This window comes from Microbacterium lacus, assembly GCF_039531105.1.
Taxonomy (GTDB): domain Bacteria; phylum Actinomycetota; class Actinomycetes; order Actinomycetales; family Microbacteriaceae; genus Microbacterium; species Microbacterium lacus.
In genome coordinates this window covers 2,359,883-2,385,565 of record NZ_BAAAPK010000001.1, presented here as the reverse complement: position 1 = coordinate 2,385,565, position 25,683 = coordinate 2,359,883, and the positions used below count along the sequence as shown (strand labels likewise).

At 70.5% G+C, this 25,683-nt stretch carries 21 protein-coding genes and 1 tRNA gene; 14 read left to right on the top strand and 8 right to left on the bottom strand.

Annotated features, from left to right (window positions below; all coding sequences use genetic code 11):
- Positions 1-9: 9 nt before the first annotated feature.
- Positions 10-507, bottom strand: coding sequence for a MarR family winged helix-turn-helix transcriptional regulator (locus tag ABD197_RS11390; protein ID WP_344054595.1), 498 nt, complete (start codon positions 505-507; stop codon positions 10-12).
- 220 nt (positions 508-727) lie between these two features.
- Between ABD197_RS11390 and ABD197_RS11385 the strand changes: the two genes are divergently transcribed.
- The 6 genes from ABD197_RS11385 (at position 728) to ABD197_RS11360 (ending at position 6,352) form a co-directional block, all read left to right on the top strand.
- Positions 728-799, top strand: a tRNA-Gln gene (locus ABD197_RS11385).
- A 1-nt stretch (position 800) separates the two neighbouring features.
- On the top strand, positions 801-2,270 hold the full coding sequence (gene glmU, locus ABD197_RS11380; protein ID WP_344054593.1) for a bifunctional UDP-N-acetylglucosamine diphosphorylase/glucosamine-1-phosphate N-acetyltransferase GlmU: 1,470 nt from the start codon (positions 801-803) through the stop codon (positions 2,268-2,270).
- Positions 2,254-3,288: a ribose-phosphate diphosphokinase gene (locus ABD197_RS11375; protein ID WP_344054591.1), complete on the top strand. Its 1,035-nt coding sequence runs from the start codon at positions 2,254-2,256 to the stop codon at positions 3,286-3,288. The genes glmU and ABD197_RS11375 overlap by 17 nt, the downstream gene beginning before the upstream one ends.
- A 118-nt stretch (positions 3,289-3,406) precedes the next feature.
- The gene (locus ABD197_RS11370; RefSeq protein WP_344054589.1) at positions 3,407-3,886 is read left to right on the top strand and encodes an FMN-binding protein; all 480 of its coding nucleotides are present in this window, start codon (positions 3,407-3,409) and stop codon (positions 3,884-3,886) included.
- Between the two features lie 7 nt (positions 3,887-3,893).
- Positions 3,894-4,784, top strand: coding sequence for an FAD:protein FMN transferase (locus ABD197_RS11365; RefSeq protein ID WP_344054588.1), 891 nt, complete (start codon positions 3,894-3,896; stop codon positions 4,782-4,784).
- Positions 4,781-6,352, top strand: a complete 1,572-nt coding sequence (locus ABD197_RS11360; RefSeq protein ID WP_344054586.1) for an FAD-dependent oxidoreductase — start codon at positions 4,781-4,783, stop codon at positions 6,350-6,352. The genes ABD197_RS11365 and ABD197_RS11360 overlap by 4 nt, the downstream gene beginning before the upstream one ends.
- Before the next feature lie 98 nt (positions 6,353-6,450).
- Here the strand turns inward: ABD197_RS11360 and ABD197_RS11355 are convergent, their stop codons facing one another.
- The gene (locus tag ABD197_RS11355) at positions 6,451-7,878 is read right to left on the bottom strand and encodes a sensor histidine kinase (RefSeq protein ID WP_425561039.1); all 1,428 of its coding nucleotides are present in this window, start codon (positions 7,876-7,878) and stop codon (positions 6,451-6,453) included.
- A gap of 53 nt (positions 7,879-7,931) precedes the next feature.
- Positions 7,932-8,666: a response regulator transcription factor gene (locus tag ABD197_RS11350; protein ID WP_344054582.1), complete on the bottom strand. Its 735-nt coding sequence runs from the start codon at positions 8,664-8,666 to the stop codon at positions 7,932-7,934.
- Positions 8,667-8,833: 167 nt separating this feature from the next.
- On the opposite strand from ABD197_RS11350, the gene ABD197_RS11345 reads away from it, so the two are divergent.
- Both ABD197_RS11345 and ABD197_RS11340 read left to right on the top strand, forming a co-directional pair.
- Positions 8,834-10,324 (top strand): ABC transporter permease, encoded by a 1,491-nt coding sequence (locus tag ABD197_RS11345; protein WP_344054580.1) that lies wholly within the window; start codon positions 8,834-8,836, stop codon positions 10,322-10,324.
- Positions 10,325-10,389: 65 nt separating this feature from the next.
- Entirely contained in the window at positions 10,390-11,118 is a 729-nt protein-coding gene (locus ABD197_RS11340) for an ABC transporter ATP-binding protein (protein ID WP_344054578.1), read from the top strand.
- Positions 11,119-11,188: 70 nt separating this feature from the next.
- On the opposite strand, the gene ABD197_RS11335 is transcribed toward ABD197_RS11340, so the two are convergent.
- Positions 11,189-12,184 (bottom strand): SDR family oxidoreductase, encoded by a 996-nt coding sequence (locus tag ABD197_RS11335; RefSeq protein ID WP_344054576.1) that lies wholly within the window; start codon positions 12,182-12,184, stop codon positions 11,189-11,191.
- Positions 12,185-12,241: 57 nt separating this feature from the next.
- On the opposite strand from ABD197_RS11335, the gene corA reads away from it, so the two are divergent.
- Positions 12,242-13,258 carry a magnesium/cobalt transporter CorA gene (gene corA / locus ABD197_RS11330; protein WP_344054574.1) on the top strand — a complete coding sequence of 339 codons (1,017 nt, stop codon included), beginning with the start codon at positions 12,242-12,244 and terminating at the stop codon, positions 13,256-13,258.
- Positions 13,259-13,307: 49 nt separating this feature from the next.
- Positions 13,308-14,633: an FAD-binding oxidoreductase gene (locus ABD197_RS11325; protein ID WP_344054573.1), complete on the top strand. Its 1,326-nt coding sequence runs from the start codon at positions 13,308-13,310 to the stop codon at positions 14,631-14,633.
- A 32-nt stretch (positions 14,634-14,665) separates the two neighbouring features.
- Here ABD197_RS11325 and gndA read toward each other — a convergent pair whose 3' ends face one another.
- A complete protein-coding gene (gene gndA, locus ABD197_RS11320; protein WP_344054572.1) occupies positions 14,666-16,114 on the bottom strand; it encodes an NADP-dependent phosphogluconate dehydrogenase in 1,449 nt (482 codons plus the stop codon).
- A gap of 82 nt (positions 16,115-16,196) precedes the next feature.
- Positions 16,197-16,322, bottom strand: coding sequence for a hypothetical protein (locus ABD197_RS11315; RefSeq protein WP_344054570.1), 126 nt, complete (start codon positions 16,320-16,322; stop codon positions 16,197-16,199).
- Positions 16,323-16,597: 275 nt separating this feature from the next.
- On the opposite strand from ABD197_RS11315, the gene ABD197_RS11310 reads away from it, so the two are divergent.
- Positions 16,598-17,242 (top strand): 50S ribosomal protein L25/general stress protein Ctc, encoded by a 645-nt coding sequence (locus ABD197_RS11310; RefSeq protein ID WP_344054568.1) that lies wholly within the window; start codon positions 16,598-16,600, stop codon positions 17,240-17,242.
- 69 nt (positions 17,243-17,311) lie between these two features.
- Positions 17,312-17,896, top strand: coding sequence for an aminoacyl-tRNA hydrolase (gene pth / locus ABD197_RS11305; RefSeq protein ID WP_344054566.1), 585 nt, complete (start codon positions 17,312-17,314; stop codon positions 17,894-17,896).
- A 3-nt stretch (positions 17,897-17,899) separates the two neighbouring features.
- Here the strand turns inward: pth and ABD197_RS11300 are convergent, their stop codons facing one another.
- The gene (locus ABD197_RS11300) at positions 17,900-18,607 is read right to left on the bottom strand and encodes a hypothetical protein (protein WP_344054564.1); all 708 of its coding nucleotides are present in this window, start codon (positions 18,605-18,607) and stop codon (positions 17,900-17,902) included.
- A gap of 77 nt (positions 18,608-18,684) precedes the next feature.
- Here ABD197_RS11300 and mfd point away from each other — a divergent pair, with 77 nt between their 5' ends.
- A complete protein-coding gene (mfd, locus tag ABD197_RS11295) occupies positions 18,685-22,275 on the top strand; it encodes a transcription-repair coupling factor (RefSeq protein WP_344054562.1) in 3,591 nt (1,196 codons plus the stop codon).
- A gap of 57 nt (positions 22,276-22,332) precedes the next feature.
- Complete coding sequence (locus tag ABD197_RS11290; RefSeq protein WP_344054560.1) at positions 22,333-22,932, top strand: gamma carbonic anhydrase family protein; 600 nt, start codon at positions 22,333-22,335, stop codon at positions 22,930-22,932.
- Positions 22,933-22,942: 10 nt separating this feature from the next.
- On the opposite strand, the gene ABD197_RS11285 is transcribed toward ABD197_RS11290, so the two are convergent.
- Positions 22,943-25,615, bottom strand: a complete 2,673-nt coding sequence (locus tag ABD197_RS11285) for a phosphoenolpyruvate carboxylase (RefSeq protein ID WP_344054558.1) — start codon at positions 25,613-25,615, stop codon at positions 22,943-22,945.
- Positions 25,616-25,683 lie beyond the last annotated feature (68 nt).

Here is a 25,683-nt window from a genome sequence, read left to right as displayed (position 1 = left end):
GGCCCCGCTTCAGGTGTCGAAGCCGAGGCTGAGCTTGCGCAGCAGGCTCGCGAGGCGGTCCCGGTCCGACCGCGAGAGTGTGTCCAGCAGCAGCGCCTCTGCGTCGACGAGACGCGTGATGGCGGCATCCACCCGCGTGCGCCCGTCCCCGGTCAGCGTGACCAGGATGCTGCGCCCGTCGTCCGGGTCGGCCTCGCGGTGCACGAGGCGGCGGCCCACGAGCCGGTCGATGCGGTTCGTCATCGTGCCGCTGGAGACCAGCGTCTGCTGCAGGAGGGCCTTGGGGCTCAGCTGGAACGGCTCCCCGGCGCGCCGGAGCGCCGACAGCACGTCCCACTCCCACGGCTCGAGGTCGCTGCGACGGAACGCGTCCCGGCGGGCGCGGTCGAGGTGGCGCGAGAGCCGGTCCACGCGCGAGAGGACTTCGAGGGGCGAGAAGTCCAGGTCGGGGCGCTGGGCCATCCACGCCTGCACGATCCGGTCGACTTCGTCGCTCTCGTGGCCCATGCGCCCATTATCCCGGGGTCGCCGAGCCCGCCGTGCGCCTCCCCGGGGCCCGCACGCCGTCTTCCCGTGAAACGCCGGGGAGAAATCGCACGCTGCGACTCCGCGACGGCCCGGCTGAGCCGAAATCTCCCCGTGCTTTCACACGAGCCGCGCGACAGGGGTGCGGGTGCAACCGTCTGGCAGACTTGACGCGCGGTCCGGGCGGATGCCGGGGCCGTGGTCCGCCGTGGTGTAACGGCAGCACGACAGCCTTTGGAGCTGTTAAGTCCAGGTTCGAATCCTGGCGGCGGAGCATGTCGAACACGCACAGCACGGACGCGCCGGAACTCGCCGTCATCATCCTCGCCGCAGGACAGGGCACCCGGATGAAGTCCTCCCTGCCGAAGGTGCTGCACCGCATCGGGGGTCGACCGCTCCTCGGGCACGTGCTGGACACCGCGCGGAACCTGGAGCCGGCGAACATCCTCGTGGTCGTCCGCCACGAACGCGACCTCGTCGCCGACGCCGTCCTCGACATCGCGCCCGAGATCCTCGTGGTCGACCAGGACGAGATCCCGGGCACCGGCCGAGCCGTCGAGGTCGCCCTCGCGCGGGTACCCGACTTCTCGGGCGATGTGCTCGTCCTGAGCGGCGACGTGCCGCTCCTGGACGACGAGACGCTGGCCGGCCTCGTCCGTGCGCACCGCGCAAGCGGTGCGGCGGCCACCGTTCTGAGTGCCGTCGTCGCGGACGCGACCGGCTATGGCCGGATCGTGCGCGATTCCGTGGGCGGCGTGCAGCGCATCGTCGAGCAGAAGGACGCGACGGATGCCGAGGCGGAGATCACCGAGATCAACGCCGGGGTGTACGTCTTCCAGGCGCCCGCGCTGCGCGCGCACCTCTCGCTCGTCGGCACCGCGAATGCGCAGGGCGAGCGCTACCTCACCGATGTCGTCGGCCTTCTCCGGGACTCGCGGCTCGCGGTCGGCATCTCGCAGGCGTCCGATGCCGCAGCAGCGCTCGGTGTGAACGATCGGGTGCAGCTCTCGGAAGCTGCCCGCCTGCTGAACGCCCGGACGGTGCGTCGCTGGCAGCTGGAGGGCGCGACGATCCTCGATCCGGCCTCCACCTGGATCGATGTCACCGCGAGCCTCGCGCCGGACGTCACCGTGCTCCCGGGAACGCACATCCTCCGCTCCACCGCGATCGCCGCGGGAGCGACGGTCGGCCCCGACACGAGCCTGGTCGACTGCGAAGTGGGGGAGAACGCCACCGTCACGCGGACGGACGCGACCCTGGCGGTCATCGGCGCCGGTGCCACCGTCGGACCCTTCGCCTATCTGCGCCCCGGCACGTATCTCGGCGAGAAGGGCAAGATCGGCACGTTCGTGGAGACCAAGAACTCCACGATCGGCGCGCGCAGCAAGGTGCCGCACCTGTCGTACATCGGCGACACGACGATCGGCACCGGCGTGAACCTGGGAGCGGGCGCGATCACCGCGAATTACGACGACATCGCCAAGCATCGCACCGAGATCGGCGACGAGGTGCACACCGGGTCGCACAACGTGTTCGTGGCGCCCGTTAGGATCGGTGAAGGCGCGAAGACCGGGGCCGGAGCGGTGATCCGCAAGGATGTGCCCGCCGGTGCCCTGGCGCTCAGCGTGGCCCCTCAGCGCAACGTCGAGGGGTGGGTCGAGACGAACCGACCGGGCACCGCGGCGGCCGACGCTGCCGCGAAAGCCCGGTCCGCACAGAAAGCGGACGATGGCGCGCAAGAATAAGACGGTCGTCCTGGACCGGGCGAACGACATCGCCCCCGGACTGGTCGCCAAGACCAAGAAGCGTCTGGTCGTCGCCTCCGGCAGGTCGCACCCCGACCTGTCCGCGGACGTCGCCGCGGCGCTCGGCACCGAGCTCGTCCCGACCGAGTACCGCACGTTCGCCTCGGGTGAGATCCTCACGCGCTTCGAGGTGTCCATCCGCGGGTGCGACTTCTTCCTGATCCAGAGCTTCGGTCCGCCCGTGAACGAGTGGCTCATGGAGACGCTCATCATGTTGGATGCCGCCAAGCGGGCCTCTGCGAAGCGGATCACGGTCGTGGCCCCCTACTACCCGTACTCGCGCCAGGACAAGAAGAGCCGCGGACGCGAGCCGATCAGCGCCCGCCTCGTGGCGGACCTGCTCAAGACGGCCGGCGCCGACCGGGTCATGAGCGTCGACCTGCACGCCGCGCAGATCCAGGGCTTCTTCGACGGCCCCGTCGATCACCTCTTCGCCAAGCCCGTGCTGCTGGAGTACTTCGAGCAGAATCTGTCGACGGAGGACCGCGCGAAGCTCACGGTCGTCTCGCCCGACACCGGTCGGGTGCGTGTCGCGGACACGTGGTCGGACAGTCTCGGCGCCCCTCTCGCGATCATCCACAAGCGCCGCGACCCGAACGTGGCCAACCAGGTCACCGTCAACGAGATCGTCGGCCAGGTCGACGGCCGGGTGTGCCTCCTCGTGGACGACATGATCGACACCGGCGGCACGATCGTGAAGGCCGCCGAGGCGCTGAAGAAGAACGGCGCGGAGCGGGTCATCGTGGCGGCGACGCACGCGATCTTCAGTGACCCGGCGGCCGAGCGCCTCCAGTCCGAGGCGATCGACGAGGTCGTCGTCACGGACACGGTCCCGATCCCGGCCGAGAAGCGCTTCCCGTCGCTGACGATCCTTCCGATCGCCCCGCTGCTCGCCCGCGCGATCCACGAGGTCTTCGAGGACGGCTCGGTCACGAGCATGTTCGACGGAGCGGCGTGACGACCGCGGCAACTGCATGCGCGCGCATTCATAGGGACTTCTGAGGCGGAACGGTCGTTCCGACGCGGGCGGCCCGGATAGCGTGGAACCTCCCAGGCGTCGCTCGAGGAGGACCCCCATGATCCGCACCGCCGTACCCCGCCCCGTCCGCATGACCGTCGCCGCCGCCGGCGTCGCCGGCGCCTTCGCGCTCGCCGGCTGTGCGAGCACGGCCCCCGCCGCCGATCCGACGACCGACGCGCCGGCAGCCGAGCCCGAGTCGTCCTCGTCGCCGAGCGCGTCGGAGGCGGCATCCGGATCGAGCACGTATCAGAACGGCACTTACACCGCCGAGGGGTCCTACGCGACGCCGGAGTCGGTCGAGACGATCGTCGTCACCGTCACCCTCGAGGACGACGTCATCACGGCGGTCGACGTGACGGGCGACCCGCAGAAGCGCGAGTCGGAGGAGTACCAGAGCAAGTTCATCGGCGGCATCGCCGATGTCGTGGTCGGCAAGGACATCGACGAGATCTCGGTCAGTCGTGTCGCCGGATCCTCGCTCACCAGCGGGGGTTTCAACGAGGCGATCGACACGATCAAGTCCGAGGCGTCCTGACCCTCCGGTGAGCGGCGCATCGGGGCCGTTCTCGACGTGGCGCTTCGACGCGATCGGGACCGGCTGGCAGATCGACACGTCCGAGCCCCTGGATGAGTCCGCCCGCCGCCGGATCGACGCGGTGATCGATCGGTTCGACCGGGAGTGGTCGCGGTTCCGGGCGGACTCGGTCGTGAGCGGCCTGGCCCGCCGAGGTGGCTCTGCGCCCGCGCCGCCGGACGCCGCGCGCATGCTCGACGCGTACGCCGTACTGGACGCCGCCACCGGGGGAGCGGTCAATCCCCTCGTCGGCGCCTCGCTCGCCGCGCGGGGATACGACGCCGCCTACGCGTTCGTCGACCGGGGGGCGCGACCTGCCCCGCGGGACTGGCGTGACCGTCTCCGCTGGGAGCAGGGCACCCTCGAGCTGGGCGGGCCGGAACTGATCGACGTCGGCGCACTCGGCAAGGGCCGCCTGGTAGACAAGGTCGCCGCCGAGGTGGCCGCGTCCGTCGCAGGTCCGTTCGTCGTCGACGCGAGCGGCGACCTCGTCGTGGCGGGCACGGCCGAGCGGGTGGCGCTCGAGCACCCGTACGACTCGCGGCGCGCGATCGGTGTCGTCGAGGTGGCGGATGCCGCGCTCTGCGCCTCCGCGACGAACCGGCGGGCGTGGGGCGATGGCCTGCACCACGTCCTCGACGCGCGTACCGGAGAGCCCGTGCGGACGATCGCCGCGACCTGGGCGATCGCTCCGTGCGGCATCCCGGACCCCGCGATGCGCGCCGACGCCATCGCGACCGCGCTGTTCTTCGAGGGGGGTCCGGAGTCGGCCGCCGCGTGGGGGATCGACTGGGTGCGGATGACCACCGACGGCCGCGTGGAGTGGTCTCCCGGGAGTAAGGCAGAGTTGTTCACGTGATCGGAACCTTCACCTCGCTGTGGAACCGCGTCTTCGCGGTGCTCGGGCGCGTCTCGATGTACCGGCTGGCCCTGTACGCCCTCGCTGCGCTCGCCCTCGTGGCCCTCGCGGTGTCGTTCTTCGGGCTCGTCGCGCCGACCCCGCTCGAACTCCTCGCGTCCGCCGTGGTCCTCGCCCTCGTGTGCGTGCTGACGGATGCCGCCGCCCAAGCGGTCGTTCGCCTGCCGTGGCGTGTGGAGTCCTCGCTCATCACCGCGGGCATCCTGCTCTTCGTCCTGCGGCCGACGCTGGATCCTGCGGGGCTCGCCGGACTCGCGCTCGGCGCGGCCGTCGCATCGCTGTCGAAGTACGTCCTGGCCTGGCGGGGACGCCACATCTTCAACCCCGCCGCGGTCGGCGCGACCGTCTTGACGCTGGTGAGCATCGCGCTGCCGGCGCTGGGGGCGTCCTCGTGGTGGGTGGGTACACCGGTGCTCGCGGCTCCGGTCATCCTCTTCGGGCTCGCGGTCCTGATCCGGACCGAGAAGGTGCGCGTGATCGCGGTGTTCCTCCTCGTCGCGGTCGCCGTGGGCGTCGCCCGTGTCGCGACCCAGTACCAGCAGGCCGGCCTCGAGGTGGACACGGTCACGGTGCTCTTCTCGGTGCTGTGGTCGTCGCCGTTCCTCTTCCTCGGTGCGTTCATGCTCTCCGAGCCCCTCACGATGCCCCCGCGACGCTGGCAGCAGTTCACCGTCGCCGCGCTGGTCGGCATCCTCGCGGGGTGGCCGATCGACCTCGGGGAGATCAGTCTCGGCCAGGAGCGCGCGCTGCTGGTCGGCAATCTCCTCGCGTTCGTGTTCGCGTTCTCGACGCGCTCGGCGGTGAAGCTCACGCTGTCGTCGCGCGAGAACCTCACGCCCACGGTGCAGTCGCTCACCTTCCGGACCCGCCGGCCGCTGTCCTTCGTTCCGGGCCAGTACCTCGAGCTCGACGTGCCGCATCGCCATGCCGATGCCCGCGGCACGAGGCGGGAGTTCAGCATCGCCTCGGCGCCGGAAGACCTGCCTTCGCTCACGGTCGCGTTCCGTGAGGCTCCCGGGGCGCAGACGCAGAGCTCGTACAAGAAGGCCCTCGCGCGGGTGGGGGAGGGCGACACGCTCGCGGTCACCGGCGTGTGGGGAGACTTCGTGCTGCCGAAGAAGGCCACGAGCGCCGTGCTCATGGTCGCGGCCGGAATCGGCATCACTCCGTTCGTCTCCCAGCTGCGGCACGTGCGACTGGCGGAGGAGGACCGCGACATCGTGCTCGTGTACGTCGCTTCCGAGGCGGCCGAACTCGCCTTCCGCGATGAGCTGGAGGCATCCGGCATCCCGGTCATCGTCTTCACCCGCGACGAGCCTCGCGATCTGCCGCGCCATTGGCACTGGGCGCGCGGCGTGCGTCTGGACGCCGACGGACTGCTGCAGGTCGTGCCCGACATCGGCGCGCGCCATGCGTACATCTCGGGTCCGGCCGGGCTCATCGCCGATCTCGCCCCCGCCCTCGAGCGCGCGCGCTCGCTCACGACGGACGCCTTCAGCGGCTACTGATCGTCACCGTCACAACCACGCCCGGATCAGGAGATTCGGTGCAGACGGGCCGATTCCGGCCCACATCGTCCTTCGTCGGCCAAATCACCTGATCCGGGTCAGACGGATGCCGCGTCCGGCGTATCGGGAGACAGCGGCAGCCGCACCTCGAACGTCGTGGATCCGGGGGTGCTCCGCACCGTGATCGAGCCGCCGTGGGCGACGACGATCGCCTGGGCGATCGAGAGTCCGAGTCCGGTGCCGCCCGTCTTGCGCGCGCGTGACCGATCCGCCCTCGAGAAGCGCTCGAACAGCTCGTCGGCGATCGTGGGATCGATGCCCGGGCCGTCGTCGTGCACGCGGAGGACGGCATCCGCACCGTCGCGGTGGAGGCTCAGCGTCACGGCGGTTCCGGCCGGCGTGTGCGTGCGCGCGTTCGCGAGAAGATTGCCGACCACCTGGTGCAGGCGTGCGGCGTCACCGGTGACCACGACGGGCTCTTCGTCGAGATCCAGCTCCCATCCGTGGTCCGGCCCCGCTGGAGTGGCGTCGGCGATCGCCTCGATCGCGAGCCGCGACAGATCCACCGTGCCGTAGACGAGCTCCTGCCCCTCGTCCAGGCGCGCGAGCAGCAGCAGATCCTCGACGAGAGCCGTCATCCGGATCGACTGCGCCTGGATGCGCTCGAGCGACGACTCGGTCGTCTCGCTCAGCGCGGGATCACGCAGCGACAACTCGGAGTAGCCCCGGATCGACGCCAGCGGCGTCCGCAGCTCGTGACTCGCGTCCGCGACGAAGCTGCGCATGCGCTCCTCGTTGCGCTGCCGAGCATCCAGGGACTGTCCGACGTGGTCGAGCAGCGTGTTCAGCGCGTGGCCGACGCGACCGATCTCGGTGTGCTCGTCGGTCTCGTCGTCCGGCACGCGCTCGGTGATCGATACGGCGCCTTCGGCCAGCGGCAGTGCGGCCACCCGCGTGGCGGTGTCCGCGACGACCCGGAGCGGCTTCAGCCCGGCGCGGATCACGAGCGCGATCGCGGCGACGAGCAGCAGCAGGCCACCGGCGGTGACCAGCGCGATCGTCGTGAGCGTCTGGGCGATCGTGCTGCGCACCTCGGTGACGGGAAGGCCCGCGATCCCGACGAAGCTGTCGCCCGTGACGAGACGGATGCGGTAGTCGCCGATGCCGTCGCCCAACGAGACGGTCGTGAACCCGCCCTGACTGATCGCGTCGCCGATCCGTGCGATCTGCGAAGAGGTCAGACGGACGACGTCGCCCTCGTTGTCGATGTACGCACCCGAGATGCTCCCTTGTGCGGATTGCGCGATGAACAGGAAGCCGGGCTCCTGCGGACCCTGGCTCAAGACGTCCACCGCGTCCTGCGTCGCGTTGGGGAACTGATTCATCTGCAGCGCCCGGCCCGCCTGTCGGGCGCTTTCTTCCAGGCGGTTGTCCAGGTTCTGCTCGAGCACACGCCCGAGGGCCGCACTCGTCGCGATCGCCACGATCACGAGGATGAGCGAGACGATGCCGATCACGGTCGCCATGAGCCGGGTCTGCAGGCTCCAGGTGCGGCGTGATCGGCCGCGGGCGGCTGAGGTCACTGAGGGGCCTTGATCATGTAGCCGACGCCGCGCACGGTGTGGATGAGCGGCTCGCGGCCCTGATCGATCTTCTTCCGCAGGTAGGAGATGTAGAGCTCGACGACGCTGGAGCGTCCGCCGAAGTCGTAGTTCCAGACCCGGTCGAGGATCTGCGCCTTGGACACGACGCGACGCTGGTTGCGCATGAGGAAGCGCAGCAGCTCGAACTCGGTGGCTGTGAGCTCGAACGCGACGCCGCCGCGCTCGACCTCGTGGCTGTCTTCGTTCAGGCTGAGATCGCCGACCCGGAGGATCGGCTCGGACTCGGCCGACTGCGCGGTTCCCGCGCGACGCATGAGTCCGCGCAGGCGCGCCACGACTTCTTCCAGGCTGAACGGCTTCGTGACGTAGTCGTCGCCTCCGGCGGTGAGGCCGGCGACCCGGTCGCCCACGGCGTCCTTGGCCGTGAGGAAGAGGACGGGGACGTCGTTGCCGGACTGCCGCAGGCGCTGCAGCACCGCCATCCCGTCCAGGTCCGGCATCATGATGTCGAGCACCATCGCGTCGGGCGCGAAATCACGCGCCGCCTGGAGCGCCTGCAGACCGGAGCTCGCGGTGCGCACGTCCCACCCCTCCATGCGCAGTGCCATCGACAGCAGATCGGTGAGCATCTGTTCGTCGTCGACGACGAGGACACGGACGGCGGAGCCGTCGATTCGGCGCAGAGCCGGGGCGGAAGCAGGAGTGGCCATGCGTCCATTGTGCGCACGTTCCTATGCCCTTCCTATGGAGCCGGCTATGCGTGTGCTGTGAGTCGGTCTGCGGCTCATCGCATTTCCATATGCCGCGCTGACGCTGTGCACCGACGGCATCCCTAGCGTCGTCTCGAACGGCTCGACCGGCCGTCAGGAGGAGACCCATGTACTGGACGTATCTGCGGCGCGAGCTGTTCGGCCGCAAGAAGCAGACGATCATCGTCGCGATCGGGATGGCGATCGCGATCGCGCTCGTGATCATCGTGAATTCGCTCGCTGCGGGAGTGCGGGACGCGCAGGCGCAAGCCCTCGAATCCGTCTACGGCGTCGGCACGGATCTCACCGTGACGGGCGCCGCCGCTGAGCCGGGGGAAGGGCGCGGCGGACCTCGGTTCGAGTTCGGAGAGGATGACGGTGCGACCTCCGACGGCACCACCACCCTCAGCCAGTCACGACTGATGGCCGACCCGATGCGCGGCACGCTCGACGCGTCGACGGTGCAGACGATCACCGGCATCGACGGGGTCGCCGCAGCGACCGGCGCCCTGACGCTCACGAACACGACGTTCTCGGGCGAGCTGCCTGAGCGCCCCGCCGACGGGGCCGCTCCCGACGACGCCACCGTGCCGCAGGACGGTACCGCGCCCGAGGGACAAGGCGGCGCGGCGCAGGGCGGCGGCTTCGGCGGAGGCAACTTCGACGTCGACGCGTTCTCGGTGCTCGGCATCGACCCGGGCGCCACGGCGGTCGGCCCGCTGTCTGCGGCGAGCGTCACCGAAGGGCGCGGCCTGGAGGCCGGCGACGCCGGCCGGAACGTCGCTGTCCTGGACGCGACGTATGCCGCCACGAGCGACATCGCCGTCGGCGACACGATCGACGTGGGAGGAACCGACGTCGAAGTCGTCGGCCTCGTGACCTCGACCTCGAGCGAGGCCGACACCGCGGCGAACGTCTACATCCCCCTGGACGTCGCGCAGACGATCGCCGGAGTCGACGACGTCGTCTCCACCGTGTACGTCCAGGCCGCTTCGGCCGACGCGATCACCGCCGTGCAGGCGGACGTGGAGGCGGCCCTGCCGGACGCCACGGTCAGCTCGCAGTCCGACCTCGCCTCGACGGTCTCCGGATCGCTCTCCAGCGCGTCGAGCCTCATCACCAACCTCGGCACGTGGCTGTCGCTCGTCGTCCTCGTCGTCGCACTCGGCCTCGCCGTGCTCTTCACGATCTCGGGGGTCTCGCGCCGCACCCGCGAGTTCGGAACGCTGAAGGCGATCGGGTGGTCCGACGGCCGTGTCGTGCGCCAGGTGGCCGGCGAGTCGGTCGTACAGGGGCTCATCGGCGGCGCGGCGGGCTTGGCGCTCGGTCTCGTCGGGATCTGGGCCGTCAACATGATCGCGCCGACGATCTCCACGGCTCCGTCGGCCGTCGACGTCGGCGGCACAAGTGGGGGAATGGGCGCCGGACCGGGCGGCGGCTTCGGCGGTCTGGCCGCGCAGACGACCACGGCTGATGTCGTGCTGAGCGCACCGCTCACCCTGTGGGTCGTGGTCGCGGCCGTCGGCATCTCCGTCCTCGGCGGTCTGGTCGCCGGCGCCTTCGGCGGATGGAGGGCGGCCCGCCTCAGCCCGGCCGAGGCCCTCCGGTCGGTCGGGTGACACCTGCCATGTCCACCCCGTCCGCCCACCCTGCCCACGAATCCTCAGAACCGATCGGAGAGACCATGACCATGCTCGACACGCAGAACGTCCCGCGGACGCCGGACCCGGCATCCGCCCCGCTCTACCGTCTGCAGTCCGTGACGCGCACCTATCCGCAGCGCGGTCGTGTCGTCACGGCGCTCGCCGGGGTGGACCTGGAGATCCGCGAGGGGGACTTCGTCGCGATCCAGGGCCCCACCGGCGGCGGCAAGTCCACGCTCCTGCAGATCCTCGGAGCGCTCGACCGGCCCACGGCCGGCAGCGTCGTCCTCGCCGGCTCCGATATCGCGACGGCGACGCGCAGCGAACTCGGACGCCTGCGCGCCCACGAGATCGGCTTCGTGTTCCAGGGTTTCAACCTGATCCCGACGCTCACCGCGCAGGAGAACGTCGACATGGCGCTGGAGCCGCTGGGTCTGGAGAAGTCCGAACGCACGCGCCGCGTCGCGGAGGCCCTCGCCCACGTGGGGCTCGCGGATCGCGCCGATCACCGGCCGACCGAGCTCTCCGGCGGTCAGCAGCAGCGCGTCGCGATCGCCCGAGCGATCGTCAAGCGCCCGCGCGTGCTGCTCGCGGACGAGCCGACGGGCAACCTCGACGAGAGCATGCGCGACGAGATCCTCGCGGTGCTGCAGACCCTGAACGCGGAGGGCCTGACGCTCATCGTCGTGACGCACGATTCCGCCGTTGCGCGCCGCGCGGGACGGCGGCTGCGCCTGGAGAAGGGCACCGTGCACGAGATCACCCGCTGAGCGCCCGCCGAGCTGTCACAACGCTCGCCGCCGCGCATGCGAGGCGGCCGCTCGTGACACGTCCGTCGGCTCAGCCCGCGCTGCGCGCGTACGCCGCCATCCGGTCGAACGCGCCGTCCAGGTCCGCGTCGACGCGCTGCTCGGCTGGATGCGCGTCGTAGTACTCGACGATCCGCCGGGCGCCCTCGTCGAAGGTGATCGTCGTGCGGAACTCCGGGACGAGCGCGGTGACCTTCGCATTGTCGAAGACGGCAGAGTGGGCCTTGTCGCCGAGCAGGGTCGGGCCGAGGGCGGGCGCGAACGCGGCGATCGCCTCGGACGAGACGTGCACGAGATCCGGAGCCTTCACACCGGCGGCATCCGCGAGCCAGCCGTAGATCTGGTTCCACGTCGGGGCGTGCGAACCGGTGATCGTGAACGCCTCACCGATCGCCGCCGGATTGCCGAGGAGTCCCGTGAAGGCGACCGCGAAGTCGTCGCTGTGGGTGAGGGTCCACAGGCTCGTGCCGTCGCCGTGGACGATCACCGGTCGGCCGGCGCGCAGGCGCGCGATGTCCGTCCAGTGCCCCATCGTCGGGATCAGCCGTTCGTCGTACGTGTGCGACGGGCGGACGATCGTGGTCGGGATGCCGCGCTCGCGGTACGCGTCGACGAGTACGTCCTCGCACGCGATCTTGTCCCGCGAGTACTGCCAGAACGGGTTGCGCAGCGGTGTCGACTCCGTGATCGGCAGGCGCTGAGGCGGCTTCTGGTACGCCGAGGCCGAACTGATGAACACGTACTGCCCGCAGCGCCCCTCGAACCTCTCGAGGTCGGCGCGCACATGCTCCGGGGTGAACGCGAGGAACTGGGCGACGACGTCGAACTCGCGGCTCCCGATGGCCGCCGACACGGCTCGCGCGTCGTGCACGTCTGCGGTCAGCTCGTGAACCCCCTCGGGCAGCGGGCGGCGGCCCGAGCCGCGGTTCAGCACTGTCACGTCATGGCCCAGGGCGACCGAGCGTCGTACGCTCGCCGCGCTGATCGTGCCGGTTCCGCCGATGTACAGGATGCGTTGGTGGGTCATGGTGCCATCGTGCCCGATCTCGCCGCGCTCGCGACGTAGAGTGTCCGCGGGAGTGAAATGACCGTCGTGGACAACGCCATCTATGTGGGTGGGCACCGCACGTCCGATCCGTCGTCGCTGGACCAGACTTTCGAGGAGATGAACGAGCGCCACGGCATGGCGTGGATCGGTCTCTATCGGCCGGACGAACCCGAGCTGCGCGAGATCGCAGACGAGTTCGCGTTGCACCCGCTCGCCGTCGAGGACGCGCTGACCGGACACCAGCGACCCAAGCTCGACAGGTACGGGGACGCCGTCTTCCTGGTGCTCCGGCCCGCGCGCTATCGCGACGCGGCGGAGGAGGTCGAGTTCGGCGAGGTGCACATCTTCGCCGGGCAGGATTACGTCGTGACGGTCCGCCACGCCGAATCTCCGGATCTGGCTCGTGTGCGCCACCGTCTGGAGGCGGAACCGGAACTGCTCGAGCGCGGGCCGATGGCAGTGCTGTACGGCATCATCGACGAAGTCGTCGACGAGTACGAGCCGGTCGTGGTGGGCCTGGAGAACGACATCGACGAGATCGAGAACCAGCTCTTCGCGAACGATCCGGCAGTCGCTCGGCGCATCTTCGGCCTGACGCGCGAGGTGATCGACTTCCAGCGTGCGGTGGGCCCGCTCGTGCCGATCCTCGAGCGTCTTCAAGTGGATGCCGAGAGCTTCGGGGTGGACCTCGAGGTCAAGCGCGCGTTCCGCGACGTGCACGACCACGCGATCCGGATCGTGGAGCGCTCCGCCAGCTTCCGCACGATCCTCGAGAACGCCCTCCTGCTGCACTCCACTCTGGTGACACAGCGGCAGAACGACGCGATGGCGGAGATGACGGAGTTCAGCCTCACCCAGAACGAGCAGGTGAAGAAGGTGTCCGGCTGGGCCGCGATCCTGTTCGCCCCGACGCTCGTGGGCACGATCTACGGAATGAACTTCGACTACATGCCCGAGCTGCACTGGACTTTCGGGTATCCGATGGCGTTGGCGCTCATGGCGACGACGAGCTTCACGCTGTACAAGGTGTTCAAGCGCAAGGGATGGCTCTGACCCGAGCCACCCCTTCCGCGTGTCCCTGCCCGCGAGTAGCCTCTGGGCGATGCGGGTGGACGAGATGGGTTCAGAGGCCTCGGCGCGAATGATCACGCGCGCAGACGAGGCGTGGGAAGGTGCTCGGCACTTCCACGCGGGCAGCGGCGACCCGGACGCGATCGTGCAGGCCCGATCCGTGGAAGACGTGGTGACGGCGGTCCGGTGGGCCTCCCTTCGGCAGGTCCCGATCACGGTGATCGGCGGGGGACACAGCGCGTGGGGCACGGTCCCCGGCGGGCTGACCCTCGACGTATCGGGGCTGCGCACGGTCGAGGTCGTCGGAGACTTGGTGCGGATCGGCGGCGGAGCCACGTGGGGGGCAGTGGCCGACATCCTGGCCGGGCGCGGTCTCGGGATCAGCTCCGGCGACACCGCGTCGGTCGGCGTCGGTGGGCTCACGCTCGGCGGCGGCATCGGATGGATGGTGCGCGCGTGGGGTCTCGCGGCCGACCAGCTGGTCGGCGCCCAGGTGGTGGCGGCGTCGGGAGACGTGGTCGAGGTGACGGCGCAGACGCACCCCGAGCTGATGTGGGCGCTCCGCGGTGGGGGAGGCAACTTCGGCGTCGTGACCCGGTTCGACTTCCGCGCCCACGCGTTGGACGCCGTGGTCTTCGCCGCCTGCCGGGTCGTGGGCGACAAGCGCGCGGCCCTCCGCGCTGTGCGTGAACTCATGCGCGATGCGCCCCGCGAGCTGACGGTGACCTACATGGACGTGCCCCCGATGGACCCGAGCGCACCCGCGGGCGCGGGCATCACCGCGGTGTGGGCAGAGCCCGACGAGGAAGCGGCGCGCGACGCGCTCGCGCCGCTTCTCGCCCGCGACGACCTCGTCTTCGACAGCCTCGCTGTGGCGCGCTATCCCGACATCCTGCTCGATATGCCCGCCGCGGATCCGAGCGCTCCGCCGCCGGGCTTCGCCGGCGGCAACGCGCTGCTCGCAGAGCTCGGTGACGAGGCCGTCGACGAGCTCGTGTCCTTCCGCGAGCGGCATCCCGCGTCCGTCCTGCTCCTGCGCTCGCTCGGTGGCGCGTACGCGGACGTCGCCCAGGAGGACACGCCGTTCCCGGCACGCGACGCGACGTGGTTCGCGATGGCCGGGGCTTTCGACCTCCCCGGAGTGCTCGACGTCGCCGGTCGCGCGGACGCGCTGCGCCTGGAGGAGCGTCTCGACGCCCTCGGCTGCGGGTTCTACGGCAACTTCACGACGTCCACGGATGCCGCCCTCGCGGCGAAGGTGTTCCCTCCGCCGACGATGGCCCGGCTTGCCGCCGTCAAGCGCGAGTGGGATCCGCAGAACCTCTTCCGCCGAAACCACAACGTGCTGCCCGCCTGACGTCGGCGAGCAGCACGTCGATGATCACCCGGTCAGTGGGTGTCTTCGGCTTCGATCTCGGTGCGGTCGCCCGACCAGAGCGTGTGGAAGGTGCCGGGCTTGTCGATGCGCTTGTAGGTGTGCGCGCCGAAGAAGTCGCGCTGCCCCTGCACGAGCGCGGCGGGGAGGCGCTCGGCGCGCAGGCCGTCGTAGTACGACAGTGAGGATGAGAACGCGGGGGCGGGGATGCCGGCTCCCGCGGCGGTCTGGACGATGCGGCGCCACGAACCCTGGGCGCGGCCGAGGGCCTCGACGAAGTACGGGGCCGTGAGCAGGACGGGCAGGTCCGGCGTCTGACCATACGCATCGGCGATGCGGTTGAGGAACTGGGCGCGGATGATGCACCCGCCGCGCCAGATCTTCGAGACGGCACCGAGGTCGATGTTCCAGTCGTACTCCGCCGCGCCCGCGCGGATCTCGTCGAACCCCTGCGAGTAGGCGACGATCTTCGAGGCGTACAGCGCGAGCCGGACGTCTTCGATGAACGCATCCGGGTCGGTGACCGTGAGTCCTTCGACCGGTCCGGGGAGGTCTCCGGAGACTTCGCGCTGCTCGGGGTGGGAGGACAGCGACCGGGCGAAGACGGCCTCGGCGATCCCGGAGACCGGCACGCCCAGGTTCAGCGCGGTCTGCACGGTCCACGCGCCGGTGCCCTTCGCGCCGGCCTGGTCGAGGATCACGTCCACGAGCGGCTTGCCGGTCTCGGCGTCCACCTGACGCAGGACCTCGGCGGTGATCTCGATCAGGTACGACTCCAGTTCGCCGCGGTTCCACTCGGCGAACACGTCCGCGATCTCGGCGGGGGTCTTGCCGGTGCCGCGGCGGATCAGGTCGTACGCCTCGGCGATCAGCTGCATGTCGGCGTACTCGATGCCGTTGTGCACCATCTTCACGAAATGGCCGGCGCCGTCGTGCCCGACGTGCGTGACGCACGGCTCACCCTCGGCGACCGCGGCGATGCTCTTCAGAATCGGGCCCAGCGTCACCCACGACTCGTCCGAGCCGCCGGGCATGATCGACGGGCCGAGGAGGGCTCCCTCTTCGCCGCCGGAGATCCCCGCGCCGACGAAGTTGATGCCGGTCTCGCGGACCGCCTTCTCGCGCCGGATCGTGTCGGTGAACAGGGCGTTGCCGCCGTCGACGATGATGTCGCCCGGCTCGAACACGTCCACGAGCGCGTCGATCACGGCATCCGTCCCGGCGCCCGCCTTGACCATGATGATCGCCGTCCGCGGCTTGGTGAGCGATGCGGCGAACTCCTCGTAGGTCGCGGCCGGGACGAACCCGGCCTCGGGGTGGGCCTGCACGAGGTGATCGGTCTTGTCGTGACTGCGGTTGAAGATCGCCACCGTGTTGCCCTCGCGCGAGGCGAGGTTGCGGGCGAGGTTCGAGCCCATCACGGCCAGACCGACGACGCCGATGTTGGCAACAGATTCAGACACACGCACTCCTCATGATTCGCGCCAGGGGATGACACCCAGCCTAGAGTCTGCGCGGTCGGCGTCACGGCTCCGTGACGAAGCGTCAGTCCTTGCGGTAGCTCGCGCGGCCGAGGGACCAGAAGGCGAGGACCGTGCCGACCAGGCCGGCGGCGGAGATGAGTCCGATCACCGCGAGGAGCAGTGCCGAGGCGGTCTGGCTGTCGAGCATGGGGTCCTCCGGGAGCAGAAGCGGGTCTCTTCATCGTAGCGGTGCGGCGCGCGGGGCCACGCTGGTAGACTGGGCGATTGAACTTCGGCGAGGGATGCCTCGCACCGACCGCAAGGTCTGCGTGCGGCATCCGTGATCGACGCGGTGATGCGGGCTCCGGCTTTCCTCACGCGCAGGCGTTCGAGTCGAAACAGACCCCATTACCCCGGGCCGCAGCCGCCCGCCACCGCGTGGACCGTCGCCGAGACGATCCGCCCTTTCGCAAGGAGAACCCCATGGTCACCGAGACCGACACCAAGGTCGTCGCCGAGACGCGCGAGAACTTCGGCAAGGGCTTCGCCCGCCGCCTGCGCGCCGCCGGCAAGATCCCCGCCGTCATCTACGGTCACGGCACCACGCCCGTGCACGTGGCGCTGCCCGGCCACCAGGTCGCGCTGCTCATCCGTCGCGCGAACGCCGTCCTCGAACTCGAGCTCGACGGCACGCAGCAGCTCACGCTGGTCAAGGACGTCCAGAAGGATCCCGTGCACCAGATCATCGAGCACATCGACCTGCTCGTGGTGAAGAAGGGCGAGAAGATCCAGGTCGACGTCCCGGTCACCGTCATCGGCGAGCCCGCCGCGGGCACCGTCGCCACGCAGGACGCGAACACGGTTCTGCTCGAGGTCGAGGCGACGCACATCCCGGAGCGCATCGAGCTCGACGTCGAGGGTCTCGAAGACGGCACCCACGTCACCGCCGCCGACCTGGTGCTGCCCAAGGGCGCTGCGCTCGTCGTCGACGCCGACACGCTCATCGTCGCCGTCGCGGTGCCGGTCGACACGCTCGAGGCCGAGGCGGAGATCGCCGAGGCGGACGCGGAGATCGCGGCCGAGCAGTCCGAAGAGGCGCAGGAGTCCAAGGGCGAAGAGTCCGAGTAAGTCCTTCAGCGGGGGAGGGGGTGCGGTTTCCGCGCCCCCTTTTCCGTCCCCGGCAGGAGAGGATCGGCGATGGCTGACAAATGGCTGATCGTGGGGCTGGGCAATCCCGGGCCGCGATACGAGCTGACCCGGCACAACGTCGGTCAGCTCGTGCTGGATGAGCTCGCGGCGCGTCGGGGCGAGACATTCCGCGCTCACAAGACGAACGCGCGTGTCGTGGAGACCTGGCTGCGTCCCGGGGGTCCCGGGATCATCCTGGCCAAGCCGAACACGTTCATGAACGTCTCCGGGGGACCGGTCGCCGGGCTCGCGAAGTTCTACGGCATCGCGCCGGACCGCGTCGTCGTCGTCCACGACGAGCTGGACATCCCGTTCGACACGATCAAGCTCAAGATCGGCGGCGGTCACGGCGGCCACAACGGCGTCCGCGATGTCGCGAAGGCGCTCGACACGCCGGAGTTCGCCCGCGTGCGTGTCGGCATCGGCCGGCCGGCCGGCCGGCAGGACCCGGCGGACTGGGTGCTCGAGCCGTTCGGCGCGGCAGAGCGGAAGAACCTGCCGATCCTCGTCGGCGACGCCGCGGACGCGGTCGAGCAGCTCGTGGACGAAGGACTTCTGGCGGCCCAGCAGAAGCATCACGCCCCGCGGACCTAGTGTTCAGCCGCCCGCGGTGGCCCCCGCGGCGAAACCGGCGGTGACGAAGACCTGCACGACGGTGGCGAACACGATCGGCCCGAGCACGGCGATGATCACCGCGGCGATCCCCCAGCCGCGTCCGCGATTGCGCACGATCGCGATGATTCCCTGCACGAGTGCCCACGTTCCGAGGATCGTTCCGCCCCAGAAGGCGAGCTCTCCCGTGAGCACCCATTCGCGCACCGGCGTGAGAATCGACCAGTCGAACGTGAGATCCGTCGGCTGGAGCGCGATGTCACGGCCGGTCCCCGCGCCGATCCCGTAGCCGGCGATCCCGCCGATCATGCTCGCACCGACCGCCGCGATCAGCGCGAGCACGAACGCGACGACGCCGAGGGTCGATGCGCCCGCAACCGCTTTCGGCGCGGCAGGGGGAACGTAGGGACCGTAGCCCTGCGCCGGCGCGACCTGTCCGCCCGGCGGCGCGTATCCCTGCGGTGGTGCGTAGCCCTGCGGTGCCGGGTAGCCCTGGGGCGGTGCGTAGCCCTGCGGTGCCGGGTAGCCCTGGGGCGGTGCGTAGCCCTGCGGTGCCGGGTAGCCCTGCGGGGGCGCATAGCCCTGCGGGGGCGCGAAGCCCTGCGGTGGCGCGAAGCCCGGGGCGGGCGGCACCGGGGGGACAGGGCCCGCCGCAGGGGGAGGCAGCTGCTCGGGTGCCGGATTCTCGCTCACGGCACTCATCCTAGGAGTCGGGCCCGCCGGTGCGCCCGCACCGTCCGGGTGTCGGTGGGCGCCCGTAGACTCTTCCGGTGACAGTTCCCGGGATCGTGCGCGCCCTCGAGGAGGCTCCGTCCTTCCGGGATGCCGCGGCAGCAGCATCCGTCGATGCCGATTTCTCGCTCGTCGAGGGGTTGGACGCCCCGCTTCTGGCCTCCCTGCTGGAGCACCGCCGCTCCACGGGGCGCGCCGGCGCCGTCTTCGTCGTCGCGCCGACCGGACGCCGCGCCGAAGCGCTGGGGCCGGCCCTGCGGGCGTTGCTGCCCGGCGCCGAGGTCCTGCACTTCCCCGCGTGGGAGACGCTGCCGCACGAGCGGTTGAGTCCCAGCCCCGAGACGGTCGGCAGGCGCCTCGACGTCCTCGGTCGCATCGCCCGCTGGGACGGACGGACTCCGCTCGTGGTCACGGCGTCCGTGCGCGGCGCGCTGCAACCTCTTGCCGCCGGTCTCGCGGACGCCGCCGCGGTGCAGCTGGCTGTCGGCGGGCGCGGGCACGACCTCGCCGAGGTCTCCGCGCGGCTGGTCGAATTGGCGTACCACCGGGTCGACATGGTCTCGCGACGCGGCGAGTTCGCGATGCGCGGCGGAATCCTCGACGTCTTCCCGCCGATCGCCGACCACCCGTTCCGCATCGAGTTCTTCGGCGACGAAGTCGACCAGATCCGGGCCTTCTCGGTCGCCGATCAGCGTTCGCTGCCCGGTGAAGTGGCCTCCGTCGACCTCCCGGCCAGCCGGGAACTGCTGCTCACCCCCGCTGTCCGGGCCCGCGCCCTCGCCCTGAAGGACGATTTCCCCGGCATCCGCGGCATGCTCGAGAAGATGGCGGAGGGCATCCCCGCCGAGGGCATGGAGTCCCTCATCCCGGCCCTCGTGGACGAGATCGTCACGGTCGTCGACTACCTTCCCGAAGCCTCGGCGATCGCGCTCGTGGACCCCGAGCGCGCCGTCACCCGTGCGGTCACCTTGCTGGAGACCAACCGCGAGTTCCTGGAGGCGGCATGGAACGCCGCGACCGCGGGCGCGGCGAGCCCCGTCGACATCGGCTCCGGCGACTTCGTGAGCCTCCCGGCACTGCGCGAGGCCGCGTCCGCACGCGGGATCGCCTGGTGGACGCTGAGCGCGTTCGACTCCGGCGAGGCCGACGCGTCCGCCGAAGGGCTCCTCGACGCCGCCGCGGGTTCGACGGTGCGCGTCCCGGGCACCGCCGTCCCGTCCTTCCAGGGCAATGTCGACGGTGCGACGGCCCACATCGGCGAACTGCTGGCCCAGGGCTGGCGCGTCGTGGTGGCGGCATCCGGGACGGGCCTGGTGGAACGCGCGCGCGACGTCATGGCCGAGCGGGGGATCGCCGCACGGCGCGTCGACGAGGTGCTCACCCCGCCCGAACCCGGCGTCGCCCACGTCGTGGCATGCGAGCTGGAGCGCGGCTTCGAGTCTGCCGACGCGAAGCTCGCGGTGCTCACCGAGACCGAGTTCTACGGGCGCACGATCGGCGGCGACCAGCGGCTGGTGAAGAAGCTCGCCTCACGCCGCCGGAACGTCGTGGACCCGCTGCAGCTGAAGGCGGGGGACTTCGTCGTGCACGCGACCCACGGCATCGGCCGCTTCGCCGAGCTCACCCAGCGTGAGGTCTCCAGCGGCGGGCGCAACCCCGTCAAGAGCATGCGCGAGTACCTCGTGCTCGAATACGCGCCGTCCAAGCGCGGCTACCCGGGCGACAAGCTCTTCGTGCCGACCGATCAGCTCGACCTGCTGTCGAAGTACGTCGGCGGCGAAGAGCCGACGCTGTCGAAGATGGGCGGCAGCGACTGGGCGCAGGCCAAGGGGCGGGCGCGCAAGGCCGTCCGCGACATCGCCGTCGAGCTCGTCAAGCTGTACTCGGCGCGGATGGCGGCGAAGGGACACGCCTTCGGACCGGACACGCCGTGGCAGCGCGAGCTCGAAGAAGCCTTCCCGTTCGCCGAGACCGCCGATCAGCTGCAGACGATCGACGAGATCAAGGCCGACATGGAGAAGCCCATCCCGATGGACCGCCTTCTCTCCGGCGACGTCGGGTTCGGCAAGACCGAAGTGGCGGTGCGCGCGGCGTTCAAGGCGATCCAGGACGGCAAGCAGGTCGCGATGCTCGTGCCGACGACGCTGCTGGTCAAACAGCACCTCGAAACGTTCACCGAGCGCTTCGCCGGGTTCCCGGTGCAGGTGCGGGCGCTCTCGCGCTTCCAGACCGACAAGCAGGTCCGCGATGTCCTCGCGGGTCTGACGGACGGCACCGTGGACATGGTGATCGGCACGCACCGGATCCTGACGGAGAACGTGATCTTCAAGGATCTCGGGCTGCTGATCATCGACGAGGAGCAGCGCTTCGGCGTCGAGCACAAGGACAAGCTGAAGAAGCTCAAGACGAACGTCGACATCCTCGCCATGAGTGCGACGCCGATTCCGCGCACGCTCGAGATGGCGGTGACCGGGATCCGCGAGATGTCGACGCTGCAGACCCCGCCCGAGGACCGGCATCCGATCCTCACGTACGTCGGCGCCCGCAACGACAAGCAGATCGCGGCGGCGATCCGCCGAGAGCTGCTGCGCGAGGGGCAGATCTTCTACGTCCACAACCGCGTGTCCTCGATCCAGCGGGTCGCGGCGCATCTCGCGGAGCTCGTCCCCGAGGCCCGTATCGCCGTGGCGCACGGGCAGATGGGTGAGCACGCGCTCGAGCAGGTCGTCGACGACTTCTGGGAGCGTCGCGCCGATGTGCTGGTCTCCACCACGATCGTGGAGACGGGCCTGGACATCGCGAACGCGAACACGATCATCATCGACCGCGCCGACAAGTACGGCCTGTCGCAGCTGCATCAGCTGCGCGGCCGCGTCGGGCGCGCCCGCGAGCGCGCCTACGCGTACTTCCTCTACGACGAGAACAAGCCGCTGTCCGAAACGGCCGCCGACCGCCTCGAGACGATCGCGGTGAACAACGACCTCGGCAGCGGGATGCAGGTCGCCCTGAAGGACCTCGAGCTGCGCGGCGCCGGAAACCTCCTCGGCGCCGAACAAGCCGGGCACATCGCCGGCGTCGGCTTCGACCTGTACCTGCGGATGATCGGGGAGGCCGTCGCCACGTTCCGCGGGGAGGAGACCGAGGGGCCGACCGAGCTTCGGCTCGAACTGCCCGTCCAGGCCCGCATCCCCGAGTCGTACATCGACAGCGAGCGTCTGCGTCTGGAGGCGTACCAGAAGCTGTCGGCCGCGGCATCCGCGACCGCGAAGGACGACGCGATCGACCTCGTCGTCGAAGAGCTCCGCGACCGGTACGGCGAGTTGCCGGCAGAGGCGGAGGGACTTCTCGCCGCGGCGCGCTTGAGGCGTCGCGCGGCGCAAGCGGGGCTCGCGGACGTCGTCGCGATGGGTCCGAACCTGCGCATCGCCCCGGCGAACCTGCCGGACTCGATGAAGGTGCGCGTCCAGCGCCTGTACCCGAAAGCGAAACTCCTGTCCGGCGGCGATGCCCTCGTCGTGCCGCTGCCGACCGCGGGCGGGGAGCGTGTCGGCGACGCCGAGCTCATCGCGTGGGTCGGGCAGCTGCTGGACCAGCTCTGGCCGCAGAAGAGCACTGAAGCCGCCTCCTGACGCGCCGCGGCGCCCGCGCTACGCTGACTCGCAGATCCAGCGGTGCGAGGAGGCGCGGTGCAGTTCGAGCACATCGGGGCACGACCCCGTATTCATCCGGATGCCGTCATCGCGCCCACCGCCGTCATCAGCGGCGACGTGACGATCGGCGCGGATTGTCAGATCCTGCACGGCGCCGTCATCACGGCCGAGGGCGGGCCGATCACGCTCGCGACGAATGTGATCGTGATGGAGAACGCGCTCATCCGCGCCAGCGCGACGAACGCCGTCCACATCGGCGAACACACGCTGGTCGGTCCGATGGCGAGCGTGTCGGGCGCGACGATCGGCGACGAGGTGTTCCTCGCGACGGGCACGCGCGTGTTCAACGGCGCGCGGATCGGCGACCGCTGCGAAGTGCGCATCAACGCCGTCGTTCATCTGCGCACCGTGCTGCCCGCAGAGACCGTCGTGCCGATCGGGTGGGTCGCGGTCGGCGATCCGCTGCAGCTTCTGTCCGCCGACCGCCACGAGGAGATCTGGGCGGCGCAGAAGGAGCTCGACTTTCCCGGCTACGTCTTCGGGCTGGACCGTGAGACGCCCGACCTGATGGTCCAGCTGACCGAGCGGTACGGTCGCAGCCTCGCCCGCCACGACCGCGACGTGCGGCTGGACTGAGCGCGGCCGGTCAGCCGGTGTTCTGCAGGCCCGCGGCGACGCCGCTGACGGATAGCAGCAGCAGCCGCTGCTGATCCGGGTCGGCGGGGGCGCCGGCGGCGGCATCCGCCCGCAGCTGGCGCAGCGCCCGCAACTGCAGCAACGACAGCGCGTCGACGTAGGGGCTGCGCATCTTCACCGCGCGCTGCAGGACGGGCTTGTTCTCCAGGACATCTGTCGCGGCGGTCACCCGCACGACCCAGGCCCGCGTCAGCTCCATCTCCGACATCACGAGTTCGGCGAGATCGTCGCGATCACCGAGAGCCAGGTAGCGACGGGCGATGCGGTGATCCGCCTTGGCGAGGCTCATCGCGACGTTGTCGACCATCGTCTGGAACAGCGGCCATTCACGATAGGCCTGTCGCAGCAGGGCCTCGTCGCCCACGGCCTCCAGCGCCGACCCGAGACCGAACCAGCCGGCGAGGTTGATGCGGGCCTGGGTCCACGCGAACACCCACGGGATCGCGCGCAGGTCCTCCAGCGACTCGACCGACAGTCCGCGGCGTGCCGGGCGCGATCCCAGGGCGAGCAGGCCGACCTCCTCCATCGGTGTCACCTGTGCGAACCAGGGCGCGAAGCCGGGAGCCTTGACGAGGTCGAAGAAGCGGGCGCGGGATGCCGTGTCCATCGTCGCGGCGACGTCGGCGAACCGTGCGGCGGCGCTGCGGTTGCGCTCCTCGATCGACGGAGCGGAGGCCATCAGGACGGCCGCGGCCACCTGGTCGATGTGGCGCATCGCGATCGCCGGGTCGCCGTAGCGCGCGAAGATCACCTCGCCCTGCTCGGTGAGCTTGAAGCGCCCGTCGACCGAGTGCGGCGGCTGCGCGAGGACCGCGGAGTTCGCGGGACCGCCGCCGCGGCCGAGCGCTCCGCCGCGGCCGTGGAAGAGCGTGAGTTCGATGCGGTTCTCCTGCGCCCACGCCGCGATGGCGGCCTGCGCGACGTAGAGTGCGAGGTTCGCCGCGACCGGACCGACGTCCTTCGAGGAGTCCGAGTAGCCGAGCATGACCTCCAGGCGCCGTCCGGTCGCATCCAGCCGGGCCGCGAACTCCGGGTGGTCGATGATCTCGGCCAGGATCCGGGGCGCGGCCTGCAGGTCGGCGAACGTCTCGAACAGCGGGATGACATCGAGCACCGGACGGTCGGCATCCGAGGTGGCATAGCGGGCCAGGCGGTGCACGTTGGCCAGGTCTTCCGCCGACTGCGTGAACGAGACGATGTAGCGTCCGGCGGCGCGCGGCCCGTAGCGCTTCTGCAGGAACGACACCGCGCGGAAGACGTCGAGGACCTCTTCGGCCTGCTCGGAGCGCGGACCGCCGGCTTCGAGCTCGGCGAGGACCTTGCGGTGCACCGCCGAGTGCTGGCGCACCTCCAGCTCCGTGAGGTGGAATCCGAACGTCTCGACCTGCCAGATGAGCTGCTGCAGGTGCCCGTAGGCCTGACGCGGGGCGCGCGCCTGCACGAGGGAATCCTGCACGACGCGGAGGTCGCCCAGGAGCTCCTCCGGGTCGACGTAGGCCAGATCGGCGTCACGCGAGCGGGTCGCGGCGATCTTGCGGGCGATCAGCAGCAGGATGCGGCGGTGCGGCTCGTTGGGCGACCGCTTGGCGATCTCGGTCGCGGCGTCCTCGTCGGCGCCCTTCAGGCGCTGCCAGAGCGCGAGCAGCGCGTCGCTCGGCGGCGTGCTGGCGGCGTCGAGCGTGAGTCCGCGCCCGATGCGGTTCGCCGTGCGCTCCAAGCCCAGCAGGACGTGCTCGCTCGCGATCGCCGCGGCCTTTCGGGTGACGGACGCCGTGACGAACGGGTTGCCGTCGCGGTCCCCGCCGACCCACGAGCCCACGCGCACGAACGGGCGCACGACGGGCGCGCGTCCGCCCGCAGCAGGGCCCTGGAGTGCGTCGTCGACGCGCCGGTAGACGTGGGGGATGGCGGTGTACAGCGTCTCGTCGAACACCGCCATGACCGCGCGGACCTCGTCCGTCGGCGACGGCTTCTCCGGGCGCAGCGGCGCGGTGCGCCAGAGCGTGTCGATCTCCTCCAGCATGCGGCGCTCGGCCCGGCGCTGGTCTGCACCGTTGCGCAGCGACGCGTCGTGCTCCTCGAGGAACGCCGCGAGGCGGCGGATGCTGGTGGAGATCGCCCGCCGGCGCGCCTCCGTGGGGTGCGCGGTGAAGACGGGGTGGAAGCGCAGCGCCTGCAGACGTTGCAGCGCGGTCTCGTCGCCGACCTCGGCCGCGAGTGTGACGAACGCGGCGGCGACGGAATCCGTGGCGTTCTCGCGGTCCGGGCGTCCGTCGCGCTCGCGGAGGACGCGCACGCGCTGGTGCTCCTCGGCGAGGTTCACCAGGTGGAAGTAGGCCGTGAAGGCCCGGGCGACCTCGTCGGCGCGCTCGATCGTGAAGGAGTCCGCGATCGACGCCGCGTTCTCGAAGGCCTCGGGCGTCTCGTCGGTGTACGCGTGGATCGTCGCGAGCCGCAGCCGCTCGACGTCTTCGTAGAGACCGGGGGTGCCGCTCTCGCGCAGGACACGGCCCAAGAGAGAGCCGAGCAGACGCACGTCGGCGCGCATCCGCTCCGGGATCTCCTGCCCGGCCTCGAACCGGCCTACGAGGTCGATCGCTTCGGTCTGGGTGAACTCACGCATGCGGACAACGGTAGTGCGGTTGTGTTTCCTGCTCGTCACGTGTGACATCGGCAGGGGCGCCGGTGTGC

Coding starts and splice junctions, on each gene's coding strand:
- ABD197_RS11370 (WP_344054589.1), top strand. CDS start 3,407: ATGATCCGCACCGCCGTACCCCGCCCCGTCCGCATGACCGTCGCCGCC.
- ABD197_RS11355 (WP_425561039.1), bottom strand. CDS start 7,878: ATGGCGACCGTGATCGGCATCGTCTCGCTCATCCTCGTGATCGTGGCG.
- ABD197_RS11340 (WP_344054578.1), top strand. CDS start 10,390: ATGACCATGCTCGACACGCAGAACGTCCCGCGGACGCCGGACCCGGCA.
- ABD197_RS11315 (WP_344054570.1), bottom strand. CDS start 16,322: ATGCTCGACAGCCAGACCGCCTCGGCACTGCTCCTCGCGGTGATCGGA.
- ABD197_RS11310 (WP_344054568.1), top strand. CDS start 16,598: ATGGTCACCGAGACCGACACCAAGGTCGTCGCCGAGACGCGCGAGAAC.
- ABD197_RS11390 (WP_344054595.1), bottom strand. CDS start 507: ATGGGCCACGAGAGCGACGAAGTCGACCGGATCGTGCAGGCGTGGATG.
- ABD197_RS11375 (WP_344054591.1), top strand. CDS start 2,254: ATGGCGCGCAAGAATAAGACGGTCGTCCTGGACCGGGCGAACGACATC.
- ABD197_RS11285 (WP_344054558.1), bottom strand. CDS start 25,615: ATGCGTGAGTTCACCCAGACCGAAGCGATCGACCTCGTAGGCCGGTTC.
- ABD197_RS11335 (WP_344054576.1), bottom strand. CDS start 12,184: ATGACCCACCAACGCATCCTGTACATCGGCGGAACCGGCACGATCAGC.
- corA (WP_344054574.1), top strand. CDS start 12,242: ATGACCGTCGTGGACAACGCCATCTATGTGGGTGGGCACCGCACGTCC.
- ABD197_RS11325 (WP_344054573.1), top strand. CDS start 13,308: ATGCGGGTGGACGAGATGGGTTCAGAGGCCTCGGCGCGAATGATCACG.
- ABD197_RS11345 (WP_344054580.1), top strand. CDS start 8,834: ATGTACTGGACGTATCTGCGGCGCGAGCTGTTCGGCCGCAAGAAGCAG.
- glmU (WP_344054593.1), top strand. CDS start 801: ATGTCGAACACGCACAGCACGGACGCGCCGGAACTCGCCGTCATCATC.
- pth (WP_344054566.1), top strand. CDS start 17,312: ATGGCTGACAAATGGCTGATCGTGGGGCTGGGCAATCCCGGGCCGCGA.
- ABD197_RS11350 (WP_344054582.1), bottom strand. CDS start 8,666: ATGGCCACTCCTGCTTCCGCCCCGGCTCTGCGCCGAATCGACGGCTCC.